Raw genomic sequence first — 15,365 nt, forward strand, 5'->3', positions numbered from 1 at the left:
GCACTGGGAAAACCACGAGTTTACGGGGCGGGACAACCCCAGCGTGCCGCCGCCGCGGCTGCGGCGAGACTGCGCGGCGATGACAACCCAGCAACTGGTGCTGAGCCTGGTGCTCGCGACGATGGTGTTCGCTGTGGCGCTGGAGCTGCGCGTGGCCGACTTCCGCCGCGTGCTGCAGATGCCGCGCGCCGTGCTCGGCGGGCTGCTGCCGCAGTTCGTGCTGCTGCCGCTGGCGACCTGGGGCGCGACGCTGCTGCTGGCGCTGCCGCCGGCCACCGAGGCGGCGATGCTGCTGGTGGCCTGCTGCCCGGGCGGCTCGCTCAGCAACGTGGTCACGCACCACGGCCGCGGCAACACGGCGCTGTCGGTCAGCATCTCGGCCGTGGCGGCGCTGCTGGCGCTGGTGCTGACGCCGTTCAACTTCAGCTGGATGGTGGCGGCCAACCCCGCCACCGCGGGCTGGCTGCGGCAGCTGGACATCGACGCCTCGGCGATCTGGTGGAGCCTGCTGGCACTGCTGGCGGTGCCGATGGCGCTGGGCCTGCTGTGCAGCCACCACCTGCCGGCGTTCACCGCGCGCATCCAGCGGCCGCTGGCGCGCTTCAGCCTGCTGGCGCTGCTGGCCTTCATCGTGCTGGGGCTGGTGCGCGAGCGCGCGCTGCTGAACGCGCAGATCCTGCTGCCGCTGGCGCTGGTGGTGCTGCACAACGCCGCCGGGCTGGCGCTGGGCTGGCTGTCGGCACGCGCCTTCCGCCTGGGCACGGCCGACACACGCGCCGTGGTCATCGAAGGCGGCATGCAGAACTCGGGGCTCGCGCTGGGCATCATCGCCGTGCAGTTCGACGCCGACATCGGCATGGTCATCATCGCCAGCCTCTGGGGCATCTGGCACATCGTGTCGGGCATGGGGCTGGCCACGCTGTGGAGAAGACACGATGCTCGACTGGCTCATTGAAGGCGCCACCGTCGTCGACGGCAGCGGCGCCGCGCCCTACACCGCCGACGTGGGCGTGCAGGACGGGCGCATCGTGGCCATCGACCGCGCCGGCGGCGCGGGCCGTGCGGCGCGGCAGCGCATCGCGGCACACGGCACGTGGCTGACGCCGGGCTTCGTCGACATCCACACCCACTACGACGGGCAGGCGAGCTGGGACCCCACCTTCAGCCCCAGCATCCACCACGGCGTGACGACCGTGGTGATGGGCAACTGCGGCGTCGGCTTCGCGCCCAACGTGCGCGGGCGCGAGGCGGAACTGATCGCGCTGATGGAAGGCGTCGAAGACATCCCCGGCGCGGCGCTGGCCGAGGGCGTGGCCTTCAACTGGGAGAGCTTCCCGCAGTACATGGACGCGCTGGACGCCATCCCGCACAGCCTGGACTTCCTGGTGCAGGTGCCGCACGACCCGCTGCGCATGGCCGTGATGGGCGACCGCGCGCTGGCGCAGCAGCCGGCCACGGCCGCCGACATCGCCCGCATGCAGCAGCAGCTGCGCGAGGCGCTGCAGGCCGGCGCCGCGGGCTTTTCCACCGGCCGCACCGACAACCACCGCACCGCACGCGGCCACGAGACACCGGCCTCGGAAGCGGGTGCCGCCGAACTGGCCGGGCTGGGCGCGGCCTTCCAGGGCCTGCGGCACGGCGTGCTGCAGATGGTGAGCGACTTCGACCTGCTGCGCGGGCCCGAGCGCTTCGACGCCGAGTTCGACCTGGTGGAGACGCTGGCGCGCGCCAGCGGCCGCCCGCTGTCGATGACCTGGCTGCAGCGCGACCCCGGCGGCGCGCAGTGGCAGGCGATCCAGGCGCGCGTGGAGGCCGCGGTGGCCCAGGGCCTGCCGCTGTACCTGCAGACCGCGGCGCGCGGCATCGGCGTCATCAACGGGCTCGACGCCAGCTTCCACCCGTTCATGGGCTTCCCGGGCTACAAGGAGCTGGCGGCGCTGCCGCTGGCCGCACGCGCCGCGGCGCTGCGCGAGCCGGCGCGCAAGGCGCGGATCCTGGCCGAACGCAGCGAGCGCGTCTCGGGCGACGGCACGCCGGTGCCGCCCATCGTCGACCTGCTGCTGGCGCGCATCGAGCTGATCGCCGGGCGCATGTTCCCGCTGGCCGAGACGCCCGACTACGAGCCCTCGGTGCTGCAGAGCTTCCTGGTGCGCGCGAAACAGCGCGGCACGACGGCGCTGGAGGCGCTGTACGACCACTACGCCGAAGGCGACGGCAGCAACCTCGTGTACTTCCCGATCTTCAACTACAACGACGGTTCGCTCGACACCGTGCGCCGGATGCTGGAGCACCCGCGCGCGCTGGCCGGCCTGAGCGACGCCGGTGCGCACGTGGGCACGGTGTGCGACGCCAGCTTCTCGACCTTCCTGCTCACGCACTGGGTGCGCGACCGCGCCACCGGCCGCCTGCCGCTGGAACAGGCGGTGCACCTGCTCAGCGGCCGCAACGCCGACTACCTGGGGCTGGCCGACCGCGGCCGCATCGCCCTCGGGCTGCGCGCCGACCTGAACCTGATCGACCCGCAGCGGCTGGCGGTGGGCCCGCCGCGCCTGGTGCGCGACCTGCCCGCCGGCGGCCGGCGCTTCCTGCAGAAGGGAGAAGGGTTCCTGCACACCTGGGTCGCCGGCCGCTGCGTGCAGCACGACGGCGCGGTCACCGCCGAACGACCCGGCCGCCTCGTCAGGTGCGGCGCCTGAACACCGCCGCCAGCACCACGCCGGCCGCCAGCAGCGCCAGCGGCCACAGCCCGAAGCGCCCGGCCCACCACGCGTAGGGCGTGGTGCCGGTGCGGCCCTGCACCGTGCCGGTGAGCACGCCGCGCTGCTGCGCCGGCAGCTGGGCCGTGACGCGGCCGCGGTGGTCGACGATGGCGGTGGCGCCGGTGTTGGTGGCGCGCACGATCCCGCGCTGGAACTCCAGCGTGCGCAGGCGCGAGATGTGCAGGTGCTGCGGCAGCGCGACGCTGTCGTCGAACCAGCCCAGGTTGCTGAGGTTCGCGAACAGCGTCGGCGCCAGCGCGGGGTCGACGAAGCGCGCCGCGAGCTCTTCGCCGAACAGGTCTTCGTAGCAGATGTTGGGCGCGACGCGCTCGCCGCGCACGGCGAACGACGGCGGGTTGCGCACGCCGCGCTGGAAGTCGCCCAGCGGGATGTGCATCGCCTCGGTGAACCAGCGGAAGCCGCTGGGGATGAATTCGCCGAAGGGCACCAGGTGCAGCTTGTCGTAGCGGTACGGCGGCGCGGCCGACAGCCCGGCCACCGAATTGGTGTAGCCGCGCTCGAAGTCGCCCAGCGGCACGCCCACCAGCGCCGCCGGGCCGGGGCGCGCGAAATGCACCAGCAAGGCCTCCCAGTAGCCGGGCGCCGACTCGGCCAGCTGCCCCGGCAGCAGCGGCACCGCGGTCTCGGGCGCCACGACCAGGTCGCCCTGCGCGCGCAGCAGCGCCTGCGCGGTCCAGGCCATCGCCTCGGGCATGCGCTCGGCGGCGAACTTCTCGTCCTGCGCCACCGCGGTCTGCAGCAGCGTCACCTGCAGCGTGCCGGTGGGCCGGCTGAAGTCGACCGTGCCCAGCAGCGCCGGCAGCACCAGCAGCAGCACCGCGGCAGCCGCCGGCACAGGCCGCAGCCCGGCCGCGGCGCAGGCGGCGACCAGCCCGACCACGGCGCCGATGCCGTACACGCCGACCCAGGGCGCCAGCGCGGCCAGCGGGCCGTCGACCTGGGCGTAGCCGCTGGCCGCCCACGGGAAGCCGGTGAACAGCACGCCGCGCGCCAGCTCGGCCAGCAGCCACAGCGCGGCGAACAGCGCCGCGTCGGGCAGCGCGCGGCCGCGGCGCCAGCGCGCGTAGGCCGCCATCGCCAGCGCCAGGTACAGCGACAGCGCCGCCGCCAGCGCCAGCACCGCCGCCGCCGCCAGCGGCGCCGGCAGGCCGCCGTAGCGGTGCATGCTGATGAAGAGCCAGCCCGTGCCCGCCACCAGCCAGCCGGTGCCGAAGGCCCAGCCGTGCAGCGCCGCGCGCGCCGGGCCCGCCCGCGCGACGCTGGCGACCAGCACCGCCACGGCCACGATGGCCAGCAGCCAGGCGTCGGTGTGGACGTGGGCGACGGTGTGCAGCGCCCCCAGGGCGGCCAGCAGCAGCGGCCAGAGCGCGCGCCGCGGCATCAGCTCGGCACGTCGCCAGCCGCGATGCGCGAGACGCGGAACCAGCGCACGGCGCCGCCGCGCGTCAGCATCACCGAGAAGCGCAGCCCGCCCAGCTCGGCCAGCTCGCCGCGGCGCGGCACGTGGCCGAGCTCGTGCGCGACGAGGCCGCCGATGGTGTCGAAGTCGGCCGTGGGCAGGTCGACGCCGAAGGCGTGGTTGACGGCCTCGATGGTGACGTCGCCGGCCACGCGCTGCGTGCCGTCGGCCAGCGTGTAGATGCCGTTCTCGCGCTCGCGCTCGTCGAACTCGTCCTCGATCTCACCGACGATCTCCTCGAGCACGTCCTCGATCGTGATCAGCCCGGCGGTGTTGCCGAACTCGTCGATCACGATGGCCAGGTGGTTGCGGTTGCTGCGGAAGTCGCGCAGCAGCTCGTTCAGCGCCTTGCTCTCGGGGACGAACACGGCCGGCCGCAGCAGCGTGCGCAGGTTCAGCTCGGGCGCGCGCTGCAGCTTCAGCAGGTCCTTGGCCATCAGGATGCCGATGATGTTGTCGCGCTGGCCCTCGTAGACCGGGAAGCGCGAGTGCGCGGTGCTGATCACCACGCCCAGCAGCTCGTCGTACGGTGCGTCGATGTCCAGCAGGTCCATGCGCGGGGCCGCCACCATCACGTCGCCCGCGCTCATGTCGGCCATGCGCAGCACGCCTTCGAGCATCAGCCGCGACTCGGGCTCGATCAGCTCGCGCTGCTCGGCGTCGGCCAGGGTCTTGATCAGCTCGTCCTTGCTGTCGGGGCCGGGCGAGACGAACTCGACCAGGCGTTCGAAGAGCGAGCGCTTGTCGCCGGGCGGGGCCGCGGCGGCGCCGCGGGTCGCGGGTCGACCGGAAGGTGGTTCTGACACGGACGGTGTGTCGGCAGTGGCAAGGGGGCGAAGAATACCCCACTCGCTTGACAGGCAGGGGGGCTTGCAACACAGTCCGTCGCCCTCATGTAGCCCTGTCGTTTTCTCCAGGCCCCACCATGTCCCTGATTCCCGCCACCATCCTGACCGGCTTCCTCGGCAGCGGCAAGACCACGCTGCTGAAGCGGGTGCTGACCGAAGCCCACGGCCAGAAGATCGCCGTCATCGAGAACGAGTTCGGCGAGGAGAACATCGACAACGACATCCTGGTGGCCGACACCAACGAGCAGGTCATCCAGATGAGCAACGGCTGCGTCTGCTGCACGATCCGCGAGGACCTGCGCAGCACGCTGTCGGACCTGGCCGAGAAGAAGCGCAAGGGCGAGCTCGACTTCGAGCGCGTGGTCATCGAGACCACCGGCCTGGCCGACCCCGGTCCGGTGGCGCAGACCTTCTTCATGGACGACGAGATCGCCGAGAGCTACCTGCTCGACAGCGTGCTGACGCTGGTGGACGCCAAGCACGCCGGGCAGCAGCTCGACGACCGCCAGGAGGCGCGCCGCCAGGTCGGCTTCGCCGACCAGATCTTCATCAGCAAGTCCGACCTCGTGGAGCCGGCCGCGCTCGACGCGCTGATGCACCGCCTGAAGCACATGAACCCGCGTGCGCCGCAGCAGGCCGTGCACTTCGGCGAGGTGCCGATCTCCAAGGTGTTCGACCTGAAGGGCTTCAACCTGAATGCCAAGCTCGACATCGACCCCGACTTCCTGAGCGCCGACGACGGCCATGGCCACCACGACCATGACCACGACCACGACCACGTGCACGGCGAGCATTGCGACCACCCGCACCACCACGCGCACGACGACGACGTGAAGAGCTTCGTCTTCCGCAGCAAGAAGGCGTTCGCGCCAGCGAAGCTGGAAGACTTCCTGGGCGCCATCGTGCAGGTCTACGGGCCGAAGATGCTGCGCTACAAGGGCGTGCTGTACATGAAGGGCAGCGACCGCAAGGTCATCTTCCAGGGCGTGCACCAGCTGATGGGCAGCGACCTGGGGCCGAAGTGGGCGCCGGGCGAGGAAAAGCTCAGCAAGCTGGTCTTCATCGGCATCGACCTGCCGAAGGACATCCTGCTGCAGGGCCTGGAGCAGTGTCTCGTGTGATGCTGCGCAACCCGGGCCGCGGCCGCAGGGCCGCGTCGGGCCCGGGCGTGGCTACAATCCGCGCGCCCTCGAGCCCCCTCGGGGCACGCCGAAGTGGCGGACGACCCCGGCCGGGCAGCGGGTATAACTGCCCCACAAGCGATCTGAAAGCGACCTGAAAAGGCGAGGAGACCTCCGTGACCAAGCCTCCAGCCAAGACAGCGGCTGCCACCAAGACAGCAGCCAAGCCCAGCAAGGCGGGCTCCGCTGCGGCCAAGCCGTCCGCCAAGGCGGCCATGGCGGCCGCCGCGCCGCCGCCGGCGTCTGCGCCGACGCACGTGGGCAACCGCTTCACCGACCGATTTGCACCCGCGCGACACGTCGCCAAGACCTTGAACGAACCGATGGAATTGATCAAGCCTGCCGTGAAGGCAGACCCCAAGCTGGCGAACGCCTGGAAGAGCAAGCCCGGCCGCGAGCTGACCGAGCCCGAACTGCTCGCGATGCCCGACAGCGAGTACATGAACGACAAGCAGCTCGACTTCTTCCGCGCCCGCCTGCAGGCCCAGAAGGACGACCTGCTGTCCAACGCCGGCGAGACCACCGAGCACCTGCGGGAAGACACGTCCATCGTGCCCGACCCGGCCGACCGCGCCACGATCGAGGAAGAGCACGCGCTGGAACTGCGCACGCGCGACCGCGAGCGCAAGCTGCTGAAGAAGATCGCGCAGTCGCTGGCGCGCCTGGACACCGGCGAGTACGGCTACTGCGACGAGACCGGCGAACCCATCGGACTGGCGCGCCTGCTGGCCCGCCCCACCGCCACGCTGTCGCTGGAAGCGCAGCAGCGCCGCGAACTGAAGCAGAAGATGTTCGGCGACTGACGCCGGCGCTGCAGGCACCCCTTCATGGCCGACCCCAAAGACAGCGAAGGCTTCTTCCGCAAGGTGGTGCGGTTCGTGGCCAACCCGGCCACCGACTGGACCGATCTGAACTCGCGCCAGGAAGACGCGCGCGAGCTCGAGATCGAGAAGTCCGAGCTGAAGGCCATGATCGAGCGCAAGCGCCGCAACGACTTCGTGCGCAAGCGCGAGTTCGACATGCTGCGCAAGGTGCGGCGCGAGGGCCTGTCTCCCGAGCAGCTGGCGGCTCTCGGCGGCTCGTCGCGCCTGGACGACTCCGAGGCGCGGCTGCCTGACAGCCAGATCGCCCGCCCGGACAGCGGCGTGAAGGCCAAGATCGACGAGATCGAGCAGCAGATGGTGGGCGACGGCTTCGTGCCGTCCAGCATGCGCAAGCCGCCCGGCTTCATGGGCACGCGCAGCGGGGTGCCGCCCACCGGCGGCCAGGGCCCGCGCCACCCGCCGGTGCAGCTGTCGATGGACGACTCGCTGCCGGCGTTGCCCCCGCTGCCCGACATCGAACTCACCGCCCCCGCCGCGCCGGCCCCGGTGCAGATGGCCGGCGGCCTGCCGCCGCTGGCGCCGCTGCAGACGCTGGGCCTGGGCGGTGGCGCGGGAGCCGTCGACGCCGGCGCCGACTTCGGCAGCCCGTTCGCGGTGGAGGTCAGCGAGGTCGTGCACGATCCCGAGCTCGATGAAGCCGTGATCGCGTTCGCCAACGCCGACTTCGCGCAGTGCGAACAGGCACTGCAGTCCATCACCACCGCAGGCGCGGCGCGCGCCCAGCACGCCGAGACCTGGCTGGTGCTGTTCGACCTGTACCGCGCCACCGGCCAGCAGCAGCGTTTCGAGGCACTGGCGGTCGAGTACGCGCAGCAGTTCGGCTGGTCGGCGCCGCAGTGGTATTCGCTGCCGCGCATGGTGGCCGAGGCCGTGGCCGAAGAGAAGGAGCGCCCGCGCACCGCGGCGCAGCGTGCCGCTGCCGCGCGCACGCCGGGCGACGTCGGCTGGGTCTGCCCGGAAGCCCTGGACATCGACGCCGTCGCGCGGCTGCGTTCGCAGACGCTGCAGATGCCGCTGCCCTGGGTGTTCGACTGGTCCGGGCTGCGCTTCATCGACGCCGAGGCGGCGATGCAGCTGTCGACGCTGTTCCGGCTGTGGGCCGGCCAGTCGCTGGAGATGCGCTGGATCGCCGGCGACAAGCTGTTCGAGGTGCTGGCCGAAGCCGCGCCCACTGGCGTGCGCGACGCCGACCCGGTGTTCTGGCTGACGCGCCTGGACGCATTGCGCCTGGCCAACCGCGCCGACCAGTTCGACGAGACGGCCATCGACTACTGCGTCACCTACGAGGTGTCGCCACCGTCGTGGGAGCCGGCGCGCTGCCAGGTGCGCATCGGCGGCAGCAGCCATTCCACGCGCACGCCGCCGATGTCGATGGTCAGCGAGGTCTCGACCAGCTTCCTCGAATCGAGCCTGGCTGACGAACCCTCGGGCCAGATCGAGCAATCGAACATCGAACTCTCGGGGCAGCTGGTGGGCGACATCGGCGCCACGCTGACCGAGCTGAACGGCGACCTCGGGCACGCGCCCATCGTCAACGTGTCGTGCACGCGGCTGATCCGCGTCGACTTCATCGCCGCCGGCGACCTGCTGAACTGGGTGCTGGCCAAGCGCACCGAGGGCCGCAGCGTGCAGTTCGTCGACGCGCACCGCCTGGTCGCGCTGTTCTTCGGCGCCATGGGCATCAACGAACACGCCAAAGTGCAAGTGCGCAAGGTGTGAGGTGCGGATCAAGAAGAGGCACGGATCCGGCTCCGCCGGTCCGTCGCCGGACGGCCCCCTCGGGGGGTAGCGACCGCTAGGGAGCTTGGGGGCTCCATCACTCATGGAAACGTATCACGGCACCACCATCGTCAGCGTGCGCCGCGGGCGTGTCGTCGCGCTCGGCGGCGACGGCCAGGTCACGCTGGGCACCATCGTCGTCAAGTCCAGCGCGCGCAAGGTGCGCAAGCTCTACCGCGAGCAGGTGCTGGCCGGCTTCGCCGGCGCCACCGCCGACGCCTTCACGCTGTTCGAGCGCTTCGAGGCCAAGCTGGAAAAGCACCAGGGCCACCTGGTGCGCGCCGCCATCGAGCTCACGCGCGACTGGCGCACCGACCGCGTGCTGCGCCGGCTGGAAGCCATGCTGGCCGTGGCCGACCGCGAGGCCAGCCTGATCATCACCGGCAACGGCGACGTGCTGGAGCCCGAGCACGGCATCGTCGCCATCGGCAGCGGCGGCGCCTACGCGCAGGCCGCGGCGCGCGCGCTGCTGCAGCACACCGAGATGGCGCCGGCCGAGATGGTCAAGCGTTCGCTCGAGATCGCCGGCGACATCTGCATCTACACCAACCAGAGCCACATCGTGGAGACGCTGGATTGACCCCCCCGAAGCGCCTTCGGCGCCTCCTCCCAGGGGGCGACGCCAGCCGCCCGGCAAAGCCGGATCGGCGGCGTCTGCTCGGTCGCTGATCGGCACGCAACTGACATGAACGAATCCATGACGCCCCAGGAGATCGTCTCCGAACTCGACCGCCACATCGTCGGGCAGCAGGCCGCCAAGCGCGCGGTGGCGATCGCGCTGCGCAACCGCTGGCGCCGCCAGCAGGTCGAGGAGAAACTGCGCCACGAGATCACGCCGAAGAACATCCTGATGATCGGCCCCACCGGCGTCGGCAAGACCGAGATCGCGCGCCGGCTTGCACGGCTGGCGAACGCACCCTTCGTGAAGGTCGAGGCGACCAAGTTCACCGAAGTCGGCTACGTCGGCAAGGACGTCGACAGCATCGTGCGCGACCTGATGGAAGTGGCGATCAAGCTCGAACGCGACAAGCAGATCCGCCAGCAGCGCGCCAAGGCCCAGGACGCCGCCGAGGAGCGTGTGCTCGACATCCTGGTGCCGCCGCCCCGCGATGGCAGCGCCGCAGGCGACAACACCGCGCGCCAGGTGATGCGCAAGCGGCTGCGCGAGGGGCTGATGGACGACAAGGAGATCGAGCTGGAGGTGGCCGACGCCAAGCCATCGCTCGAGATCCTGGGCCCGCAGGGCATGGAAGAGATGGCCGAGCAGCTCAAGGGCCTGTTCTCGCAGATGGGCCAGCAGAAGAAGAAGCTGCGCAAGCTCAAGATCGGCGAGGCGCTGAAGACCCTGGTCGAGGAAGAGGCCGGCAAGCTCGTCAACGAAGAGGAGCTGCGCGCCGCGGCGCTGGCGAATGCGGAAGGCAACGGCATCGTCTTCATCGACGAGATCGACAAGGTGGCCTCGCGCCAGTCGGGCGGCGACGGCGGCGGCGCCGAGGTCAGCCGCCAGGGCGTGCAGCGCGACCTGCTGCCGCTGGTGGAGGGCACGGCGGTCAACACCAAGTACGGCATCGTCAAGACCGACCACATCCTGTTCATCGCCAGCGGCGCGTTCCACCTGGCCAAGCCGAGCGACCTGATCCCGGAGCTCCAGGGCCGCTTCCCGATCCGCGTGGAACTGGGCTCGCTCGGCGTCGACGACTTCGAGGCCATCCTGACCAGCACCCACGCCAGCCTGCTCAAGCAGTACCAGGCGCTGCTGGCCACCGAGGGCGTGACGCTGCAGATCACGCCCGACGCGGTGCGGCGGCTGGCGCAGATCGCCTTCGAGGTGAACGAACGCACCGAGAACATCGGCGCGCGCCGCCTGGCCACCGTGATGGAGCGGCTGCTCGACGACGTCAGCTTCGACGCGCCCAACCGCAGCGGCCAGACCGTGGCGCTGGACGCCGCCGCGGTCGACGCCCGCCTGGCCGACCTGGCCAAAGACGAAGACCTGTCCCGCTACATCCTGTAAGTCGCAGAGCCAAGCCCCGGCGCGGGTCCGGCTCCGCCGGCCCGCAGACGAGCGCCCCCTCGGGGGGCAGCGACCGTCAGGGAGCGTGGGGGCCCAAGTTCACAACGCGAGCCGGTGCGACTGCAGCACCAGCAGGCCTTCGAAGATCAGCGTGTCCACGGTCTCGAACGGCAGTTCGGTGATGGGCGCCAGCTTCACCGCCGCGCCGCCGGTCATGTACAGCAGCGGCTCCTGGCCGGTGCGCTGCCGCAGCCGGCGCTGCTGGCGCTCGATCGCCCCGGCCAGCGCGTTGGCGCCGCCGCTCATCAGGCCGTCGCTGGTGTTGGTGGGGAAGTCCACCACCTCGCCGGTGGGCACCTTCAGCCCGGCGGTGCCGGTCTCCAGCGCCTTCAGCATCAGGCCGAAGCCGGGCAGGATCAGGCCGCCGAGGAAGTGGCCGGCGGCGTCGAGCGCGTCCACCGTCACCGCCGTGCCGACCATCACCACCAGCGCCGGCCGCGGCGGGCCGCCGGCGGCGTGCTCCAGCACACGCTGGCGCGCGCCGGCCAGCGCCACCCAGCGGTCGGCGCCGAGCCGGCTGGGGTGGTCGTAGCCGCTGCTGATGCCGGCGTCGTGCGTGGACGGCACCACCCAGCGCGGCTCCAGGTCTTCCCACAGCTCGCCCATCTGGTGCTCGACGCGGCGCCGCACGGCGTCGCCGGCCACCACGCAGCCCAGCATGCTGTGCGGCGTCGGCAGCGCCTGCCAGGCGGTCTCGGCCAGCGCATCGATGGTCTCCAGGAACACCGCGCCGTGCTGCAGCAGCGCCGCGCCGGGGCGGGGGGCGGCGTACAGCGCCCACTTCAGGCGCGTGTTGCCGATGTCGATGGCGAGAAAGGTCATGCAAAGGCCCAGGTTGGGCCGCGATGGTAACCACCGTCGCACGCCGCGCGCAGCAATGGCATGATCGCTGATTGACGTTTACGTCAACGTCAAGCGCCCGCCCGCCCACGAACGAGCCGTCCACGGATCCCGCCATGACCGACCTGTCCGCCGACTTCCAGGCGCTCGCCGCCTACCGCCCGCAGCACAAGGTGCGCTTCGTCACCGCCGCCAGCCTGTTCGACGGCCACGACGCCGCGATCAACATCATGCGGCGCATCCTGCAGGGCATGGGCGCCGAGGTCATCCACCTCGGCCACAACCGCTCGGTTGACGAAGTCGTCACCGCCGCGCTCCAGGAAGACGTGCAGGGCATCGCCATCAGCAGCTACCAGGGCGGGCACGTCGAGTACTTCAAGTACATGGTCGACCTGCTGCAGCAGCGCGGCGGCGCGCACATCCAGGTCTTCGGCGGCGGCGGCGGCGTCATCGTTCCGGCGGAGATCCGCACGCTGCAGGACTACGGCGTGACCCGCATCTACAGCCCCGAGGACGGCCAGCGCATGGGCCTGCAGGGCATGATCGGCGAGATGCTGATGCGCTGCGACGTCGACCTGTCGCCGCACGCGCCCGCGTCGGTGGCCGCGCTGCAGGGCCACACCGACGCCGCCTGGCGCCGCCTGGCGCAGGCCATCACCGCGCTGGAGAGCGGCCGCGCCGACCCCGCCTTCCGGGCCGCGCTGGCCGCGGCGCCCAGGACGGCGCCGGTGCTCGGCATCACCGGCACCGGCGGCGCCGGCAAGAGCAGCCTCACCGACGAGCTGATCCGCCGCCTGCGGCTGGACCAGGGCGACAGCCTGCGCATCGCGGTGATCTCGATCGACCCCAGCCGGCGCAAGAGCGGCGGCGCGCTGCTGGGCGACCGCATCCGCATGAACGCGATCGGGACATGGACCCCCAGGCTTGCCGCTACGCGGACTTCGCCACCCCCCGAGGGGGCTCCCGCCGCCTTGGGGCGGCCCGGCGGCGGCGGGGCAGCAGACAACGGCCAGCGCGTGTTCATGCGCAGCCTGGCCACGCGCGACTTCGGCAGCGAGATCAGCCAGGCCCTGCCCGACGTGCTGCTGGCGGTGCAGGCCGCCGGCTTCGACCTCGTGATCGTCGAGACCTCGGGCATCGGCCAGGGCGACGCCGCCATCGTGCCGCTGGTGGACCTGCCGCTGTACGTGATGACGCCCGAGTTCGGGGCCGCCAGCCAGTTGGAGAAGATCGACATGCTCGACTTCGCCGCGTTCGTGGCCATCAACAAGTTCGACCGCAAGGGCGCGCTCGACGCGCTGCGCGACGTCGCCAAGCAGGTGCAGCGCAACCAGGAGGCCTGGACCACGCCGACCGAGCAGATGCCGGTCTTCGGCACCATGGCCAGCCGCTTCAACGACGACGGCGTCACCGCGCTGTACCAGGCGCTGCTGCCACGGCTGGCGGCGCTGGGGCTGAAGACCGCCCCCGGCCGGCTGCCGGCGGTGGCCACGCGCCACAGCACGCACCAGGTGCCCATCGTTCCCGGTGCGCGCGTGCGCTACCTGGCCGACATCGCCGACACCGTGCGCGGCTACAAGGCGCGCGCGCTGGCGCAGTCGCGGCTGGCACGCGAGGTGCAGCAGCTGCGCGCCACCGCGCGGATGCTGCAGACCGACAAGCCCGAGCGCCACCGCGCGGTCGAGGCCGTGACCGACCTGGCCGAGGGCCGCGCCGCCCGGCTCGACCCGGCGGCCGCCAGGCTGCTGGCGCAGTGGCCCGCGATGCAGCAGGCCTACGCCGGCGACGAGTACGTGGTGAAGATCCGCGACAAGGAGATCCGCACCGCGCTGACCCACACCACCTTGTCGGGCAGCAAGATCCGCAAGGTCGCGCTGCCCGCCTTCGAGTGCGAGGGAGAGCGGCTGAAGTGGCTGCTGCTCGAGAACGTGCCGGGCAGCTTCCCGTACACCGCGGGCACCTTCGCGTTCAAGCGCGAGAACGAGGACCCCACCCGCATGTTCGCCGGCGAGGGCGACGCCTTCCGCACCAACCGGCGCTTCAAGATGGTCAGCGAAGGGCTGCCGGCCAAGCGGCTGTCCACGGCCTTCGACTCGGTCACGCTGTACGGCAACGACCCCGACCTGCGGCCCGACATCTACGGCAAGGTCGGCAACTCCGGCGTCAGCATCGCGACGCTGGACGACATGCAGGTGCTCTACGGCGGCTTCGAGCTGACGCACCCGGCGACGTCCGTGAGCATGACCATCAACGGCCCGGCGCCGACGATCCTGGCGATGTTCATGAACACCGCCATCGACCAGAACCTGGATCGGTTCCGCGCCGACAACGGCCGCGAACCCACGGACGACGAGGCGCAGAAGATCCGCGCCTGGACGCTGGCCAACGTGCGCGGCACGGTGCAGGCCGACATCCTGAAGGAAGACCAGGGCCAGAACACCTGCATCTTCAGCACCGAGTTCAGCCTGAAGGTGATGGGCGACATCGCCGAGTACTTCGTGCACCACGACGTGCGCAACTTCTATTCGGTCAGCATCTCGGGCTACCACATCGCCGAAGCAGGGGCCAACCCGATCAGCCAGCTCGCGTTCACGCTCAGCAACGGCTTCACGCTGGTCGAGGCGTACCTGGCGCGCGGCATGCACATCGATGACTTCGCGCCCAACCTGAGCTTCTTCTTCAGCAACGGCATGGACCCGGAATACACCGTGCTCGGCCGCGTGGCGCGCCGCATCTGGGCGGTGGCGATGAAGGACCGCTACGGCGCCAACGAACGCAGCCAGAAGCTGAAGTACCACATCCAGACCAGTGGCCGCAGCCTGCACGCGCAGGAGATCCAGTTCAACGACATCCGCACCACGCTGCAGGCGCTGATCGCGGTGTACGACAACTGCAACAGCCTGCACACCAACGCGTTCGACGAGGCCATCACCACGCCCACCGAGGACAGCGTGCGCCGCGCGATGGCGATCCAGATGATCATCAACCGCGAGTGGGGCCTGGCGAAGAACGAGAACCCGAACCAGGGCGCCTTCGTGATCGACGAGCTGACGGAGCTGGTGGAAGAGGCGGTGCTGGCGGAGTTCGAGCGCATCACCGAGCGCGGCGGCGTGCTGGGCGCGATGGAGACCGGCTACCAGCGCAGCAAGATCCAGGAAGAGAGCATGCACTACGAGATGCTCAAGCACACGGGCGCGTACCCGATCATCGGCGTCAACACCTTCCGCAACCCCAAGGGCGACGCGGTGGTGGAGACCCTCGAGCTCGCGCGCAGCACCGAAGCCGAGAAGCAGAGCCAGCTGCAGCGGCTGCAGGACTTCCACGCCCGCCACGCGCACGCGGCCCCGGCGATGCTGCAGCGGCTGCAGCAGGCGGTGATCGACAACGGCAACGTCTTCGCCGTGCTGATGGACGCCGTGCGCGTGTGCTCGCTCGGCCAGATCACCAACGCGCTGTTCGAGGTCGGCGGGCAGTACCGGCGCAGCATGTAGCGCGGGGCCTTGTCGCGCAGGCATCACGG

The 15,365-nt window shown here is 71.0% G+C and carries 11 protein-coding genes; 8 read left to right on the forward strand and 3 right to left on the reverse strand.

Annotated elements, in window-relative coordinates:
* Positions 1-79: 79 nt before the first annotated feature.
* Both ACPOLB_RS13090 and ACPOLB_RS13095 read left to right on the forward strand, forming a co-directional pair.
* Positions 80-955, forward strand: a complete 876-nt coding sequence (locus ACPOLB_RS13090) for a bile acid:sodium symporter family protein (RefSeq protein ID WP_425261806.1) — start codon at positions 80-82, stop codon at positions 953-955.
* A complete protein-coding gene (locus ACPOLB_RS13095) occupies positions 936-2,696 on the forward strand; it encodes an N-acyl-D-amino-acid deacylase family protein (protein WP_425261807.1) in 1,761 nt (586 codons plus the stop codon). The genes ACPOLB_RS13090 and ACPOLB_RS13095 overlap by 20 nt, the downstream gene beginning before the upstream one ends.
* Here the strand turns inward: ACPOLB_RS13095 and lnt are convergent.
* Together lnt and ACPOLB_RS13105 are read right to left on the reverse strand one after the other, a co-directional pair.
* Positions 2,680-4,161 (reverse strand): apolipoprotein N-acyltransferase, encoded by a 1,482-nt coding sequence (lnt, locus tag ACPOLB_RS13100; protein WP_425261808.1) that lies wholly within the window; start codon positions 4,159-4,161, stop codon positions 2,680-2,682. The two genes, ACPOLB_RS13095 and lnt, sit on opposite strands and share 17 nt — an antisense overlap.
* Positions 4,161-5,045, reverse strand: a complete 885-nt coding sequence (locus ACPOLB_RS13105) for an HlyC/CorC family transporter (protein WP_425261809.1) — start codon at positions 5,043-5,045, stop codon at positions 4,161-4,163. Before ACPOLB_RS13105 ends, lnt begins: the two co-directional genes overlap by 1 nt.
* A 119-nt stretch (positions 5,046-5,164) precedes the next feature.
* Here ACPOLB_RS13105 and ACPOLB_RS13110 point away from each other — a divergent pair, with 119 nt between their 5' ends.
* The 5 genes from ACPOLB_RS13110 (at position 5,165) to hslU (ending at position 10,945) form a co-directional block, all read left to right on the forward strand.
* The gene (locus ACPOLB_RS13110; protein ID WP_425261810.1) at positions 5,165-6,208 is read left to right on the forward strand and encodes a CobW family GTP-binding protein; all 1,044 of its coding nucleotides are present in this window, start codon (positions 5,165-5,167) and stop codon (positions 6,206-6,208) included.
* A gap of 176 nt (positions 6,209-6,384) precedes the next feature.
* Complete coding sequence (dksA, locus tag ACPOLB_RS13115; RefSeq protein ID WP_425261811.1) at positions 6,385-7,071, forward strand: RNA polymerase-binding protein DksA; 687 nt, start codon at positions 6,385-6,387, stop codon at positions 7,069-7,071.
* A gap of 24 nt (positions 7,072-7,095) precedes the next feature.
* On the forward strand, positions 7,096-8,871 hold the full coding sequence (locus ACPOLB_RS13120) for a hypothetical protein (RefSeq protein WP_425261812.1): 1,776 nt from the start codon (positions 7,096-7,098) through the stop codon (positions 8,869-8,871).
* A gap of 103 nt (positions 8,872-8,974) precedes the next feature.
* The gene (hslV, locus tag ACPOLB_RS13125) at positions 8,975-9,511 is read left to right on the forward strand and encodes an ATP-dependent protease subunit HslV (protein ID WP_425261813.1); all 537 of its coding nucleotides are present in this window, start codon (positions 8,975-8,977) and stop codon (positions 9,509-9,511) included.
* A gap of 105 nt (positions 9,512-9,616) precedes the next feature.
* Positions 9,617-10,945, forward strand: a complete 1,329-nt coding sequence (gene hslU, locus ACPOLB_RS13130) for an ATP-dependent protease ATPase subunit HslU (RefSeq protein WP_425261814.1) — start codon at positions 9,617-9,619, stop codon at positions 10,943-10,945.
* Between the two features lie 99 nt (positions 10,946-11,044).
* On the opposite strand, the gene ACPOLB_RS13135 is transcribed toward hslU, so the two are convergent.
* Positions 11,045-11,827, reverse strand: coding sequence for a type III pantothenate kinase (locus ACPOLB_RS13135; protein WP_425261815.1), 783 nt, complete (start codon positions 11,825-11,827; stop codon positions 11,045-11,047).
* Positions 11,828-11,961: 134 nt separating this feature from the next.
* Here ACPOLB_RS13135 and icmF point away from each other — a divergent pair, with 134 nt between their 5' ends.
* Positions 11,962-15,336: a fused isobutyryl-CoA mutase/GTPase IcmF gene (icmF, locus tag ACPOLB_RS13140; protein ID WP_425261816.1), complete on the forward strand. Its 3,375-nt coding sequence runs from the start codon at positions 11,962-11,964 to the stop codon at positions 15,334-15,336.
* The last annotated feature ends 29 nt before the right edge of the window (positions 15,337-15,365 follow it).

The sequence above is a fragment of the Rubrivivax soli genome, from assembly GCF_049810355.1.
Taxonomy (GTDB): domain Bacteria; phylum Pseudomonadota; class Gammaproteobacteria; order Burkholderiales; family Burkholderiaceae_C; genus Rubrivivax.

Coding starts and splice junctions, on each gene's coding strand:
- ACPOLB_RS13090 (WP_425261806.1), top strand. CDS start 80: ATGACAACCCAGCAACTGGTGCTGAGCCTGGTGCTCGCGACGATGGTG.
- ACPOLB_RS13095 (WP_425261807.1), top strand. CDS start 936: ATGCTCGACTGGCTCATTGAAGGCGCCACCGTCGTCGACGGCAGCGGC.
- lnt (WP_425261808.1), bottom strand. CDS start 4,161: ATGCCGCGGCGCGCGCTCTGGCCGCTGCTGCTGGCCGCCCTGGGGGCG.
- ACPOLB_RS13110 (WP_425261810.1), top strand. CDS start 5,165: ATGTCCCTGATTCCCGCCACCATCCTGACCGGCTTCCTCGGCAGCGGC.
- ACPOLB_RS13120 (WP_425261812.1), top strand. CDS start 7,096: ATGGCCGACCCCAAAGACAGCGAAGGCTTCTTCCGCAAGGTGGTGCGG.
- hslV (WP_425261813.1), top strand. CDS start 8,975: ATGGAAACGTATCACGGCACCACCATCGTCAGCGTGCGCCGCGGGCGT.
- hslU (WP_425261814.1), top strand. CDS start 9,617: ATGAACGAATCCATGACGCCCCAGGAGATCGTCTCCGAACTCGACCGC.
- ACPOLB_RS13135 (WP_425261815.1), bottom strand. CDS start 11,827: ATGACCTTTCTCGCCATCGACATCGGCAACACGCGCCTGAAGTGGGCG.
- icmF (WP_425261816.1), top strand. CDS start 11,962: ATGACCGACCTGTCCGCCGACTTCCAGGCGCTCGCCGCCTACCGCCCG.